This window comes from Aquitalea sp. S1-19 (genome assembly GCF_024343515.1).
On sequence record NZ_RJTZ01000189.1, the window covers coordinates 1 to 3,098 of the forward strand.

Consider the following 3,098-nt stretch of genomic DNA (forward strand, 5'->3'; position numbering starts at 1 on the left):
AACGCGCCAAGCACCGATGCCCGCAACCCAAACGTCTGCGCATGGCTAGCATGGGCGACCCAGCTTTTGATGCTGGGCGTGATGTCGTTTAGGCTGATTTCGCCAGCCGCGTATTGCCGCTTAAACTTTCTCAGCTTGGTCTTGATGCGCTTGATGCTGTCCACCCGCAATCGTCGGTGCGTCGGGTAGATCCGGTAACCCAAAAAATCCAGCGCGCGGCCATTGCGCACGGCGACCGGGAAAACTTGTGTCTTGTGGTTGGTCTTTAGGCGTAGCTCGCGCCACAGCCAGTCCTCGATGCGCGCCCTGGCGCGATGCAGGTGCTGCTTGTCGTGGTGGACGATGATGAAGTCGTCCATGTAGCGGCAGTAGTGCCGCTCGCCCAGCGCGTGCTTGGCGTAATCGTCTAGCTCATGCAGATAGATATTGGCGCACAACTGGCTTGTCAGGTTGCCGATCGGCAAGCCAACTGGCGCCAGCCCGCTCTCTGCGGTGCTATCTATGATGGCGTCCAGTAGCGCCAGTGTCGGCGCGCAGGTGATGCGCCGGCGGATCAGCTGCTTGATGATGCCGTGATCGATGCTGGCGAAGAACTTGCCGATGTCGGCCTTGAGCGCATACACGCGTCCGTGCTGTCTTTGCACGCGGCGCAAAAAATCCTGCGCCCGATCTGCGCCAGCGTGAGTGCCTTTGCCTGGGCGGCAGGCGTAGCTATCAAAATGGAAACGTGCTTCCCATATCGGCTCTATCACCCCGACGATGGCGTGCTGCACGACGCGGTCGCGAAACGGCAACGCAGCCACCACACGGTGCTTGGGCTCGAACACGTCAAATAGCCGGTACTGGCCTGTCCGGTACATGCCCCAGATCAGTTCATTTTGCAGCTGGATCAGGTTGCCTTCCAGATCCTGCTCGAAGCGCAGCACCTCAAGCCGGTTTCGCTTGCCGGCGCGGGCTCTCCGGTAGGCCTGATACAGGTTTTCGAAATCGTAAATTTGCGGGAATAGGTTGTTATAAGTTTTTGGCATGGGGGCGTGCTGACTTTCGTTTTGCTACTCACCAGCACGGTTTGTTTAATGTTTCGCCAATAGGCGAGGATGTCGCGTCCTTTTGATGGCGCACTGGCGGCAAGCCCGTAGGCTGGCCGCTTCTGGCTTTCCTCAAGAGCGGGGCGGAACCCGATGTTGCTGTTCACGTTCGTGCGCGGGTTGTTGCAGTTGAGCGCGAACACGCCTGTCGTCGCGGCGTTGTTCCAATTGCCGCCACGGATCGGGAGCCAGTAACGCGATACCCTTGGTTAATCTGCGGCGGTTTTTTGGTTGGCCGCCTTGATCCAGCCGCCCACCATCCGTCCTATTTCATCGTTGTGACGCGCCCAATTCTCGTATTTCTTGAAATCCAGATACCCGAGCGCCTTGGCCATTCTCACCTGGCTACGCAATAGATCCAGCTCGCCGTCCAGCTCTTGCAGCGTGGTCTTTTTGTGGTAGCGCTTGTTGCAGATCACGATCAGCCGCAATACCTGCCACATGCTGTGCCGGATCTCTGCGCTGAGTACATGCCGCTCTGCTTTCGGAAATTGGCGCATGGCCACATAGCCGTATTCGATCATGGCCTCGCAGCGTTGGCGTATCAGTAAATCATTGCTTGGATTCATGGGTGCTCAAGGGTGCGCTCTCGCGCACCCTGTCAGATGTCACATTACAGATTTCAGGCCACAAAAGCGGGGCGGAACCCGATGCCGCTGTACACGTCCGCGCGCGGGTTGCGGCAGTCGAGCGCGAACACGCCTGTCGTCGCGGCGTTGTTCCAAACGCCGCCACGGATCGGGAGCGCCTCGACAGTGTCGTTCAGCCAGAATCCGTCACCGCCCAAGCCCGTGCTGGCGATGGGGTACAGGCCCAGCTGTTTGGCCAGCGCCAGCGCTGTCGCGCCAACAGGCACGGCGCCCGGGTTGGTCATGCCCTCAAAGCTTGCACCCGAGGCGCGCACCAGGCCGTAGTTGGTCGTGCCGGCCAGCTTGAACTTCACGGCATTGGCAGCGCCTGCTGCGGCGTAGGCGCCCGATGCGCCATCAATGGCCTTCCACGCGGCCGATGCGGCGCTGTGATCGGCGTTGTCGAGCGCGGCATCGTTGTACGGGATGACGTTGATCTCGCCGTTGTTGACGCGCAGACCTGCCTGCCATTCCCACACGTTGCCGTTCAGATCGCAGATACCGGCTGCGCTATTGTCATGCGACCACGACACCGGCCCCGAGCCAGTCAGGGTTGCGCCGTCACCGGTGGCGTCGCCTGGGTTGCCACCACTGACGCGGCGCCCAGTTTCATACGTCTGCGCGCTGTCGCGGCCGTAGTTGTTATTGCCGCGCGGCTGAAAGCCGTTTTTGTAACACCACAGGGCGACGGCTGCCCACTCTGCATTCGTCATCAAGTGCCAGCCGGCGCCCTTGGCACGGCACAGAGCGTGGGCGCCGTCGTAGTTGATGCTACGCGCAGGATTCATGCCCGGCAGTGACAGAGCCACACCGTCGTGAGTTGTCGCCAGAAACTTGCCGACGAAGATCTCGCTCTTTTCAACGCCACCCACCACAAAGGCCGGGTGAACGCCGGTGCCCAGGCTGGCGTCGATGTCCTGCACGTTGAACTTAGGAATCACCGCCATGATGGACGGGTAGCCCTTGCTGTCGTACAGCACGGTATTCTTGCCGCCGGTGGCGGCTTCGACGGACTGGCGCAGGCTGTCGGTTACAGAAATAACAATGCTCATATCAGGCCTCGCGTTGATTGGTGTTGATGTTCATGCCCCACAGCTGCAGGGTGATGGCGTTTCCATCCAGCGGCAGCGCCACCGGTGTGGGCGTCTGTTCGGTCTCGCCCCCGCCGTCGGCGGGCTTGGTCACGGCGATGCCTGCCCTGTAGCGGCGTGGCGGTATCGTGATCAGTGCGGCGTAGGTATCGCCATCGGTGCGCGACAGGCTGGTGCCATCTGTGCGGATCTCGATCTGGCGCGTCGTGTCCGCCTGCTCTGCAGCCAGATCAGTCGTCAGCTCGGCATCATTCAGCGCCAAGGTCAGGAGGCTTCCTGTCAACGCGTAG

The 3,098-nt window shown here is 60.8% G+C and carries 4 protein-coding genes; all 4 read right to left on the reverse strand.

What is annotated here, in order from left to right; genetic code table 11:
- The coding region (locus tag EGI20_RS16895) for a reverse transcriptase domain-containing protein (protein WP_498632873.1) at nucleotides 1-1,028 on the reverse strand (1,028 nt) is incomplete at its 3' end.
- A 269-nt stretch (nucleotides 1,029-1,297) separates the two neighbouring features.
- Nucleotides 1,298-1,657, reverse strand: coding sequence for a diversity-generating retroelement protein Avd (gene avd / locus EGI20_RS16900; protein WP_498632874.1), 360 nt, complete (start codon nucleotides 1,655-1,657; stop codon nucleotides 1,298-1,300).
- Nucleotides 1,658-1,710: 53 nt separating this feature from the next.
- Complete coding sequence (locus tag EGI20_RS16905; protein ID WP_498632875.1) at nucleotides 1,711-2,769, reverse strand: SUMF1/EgtB/PvdO family nonheme iron enzyme; 1,059 nt, start codon at nucleotides 2,767-2,769, stop codon at nucleotides 1,711-1,713.
- A 1-nt stretch (nucleotide 2,770) separates the two neighbouring features.
- On the reverse strand, nucleotides 2,771-3,098 hold a 328-nt coding region (locus tag EGI20_RS16910), incomplete at its 5' end, for a hypothetical protein (protein WP_498632877.1).

Coding starts and splice junctions, on each gene's coding strand:
- avd (WP_498632874.1), bottom strand. CDS start 1,657: ATGAATCCAAGCAATGATTTACTGATACGCCAACGCTGCGAGGCCATG.
- EGI20_RS16905 (WP_498632875.1), bottom strand. CDS start 2,769: ATGAGCATTGTTATTTCTGTAACCGACAGCCTGCGCCAGTCCGTCGAA.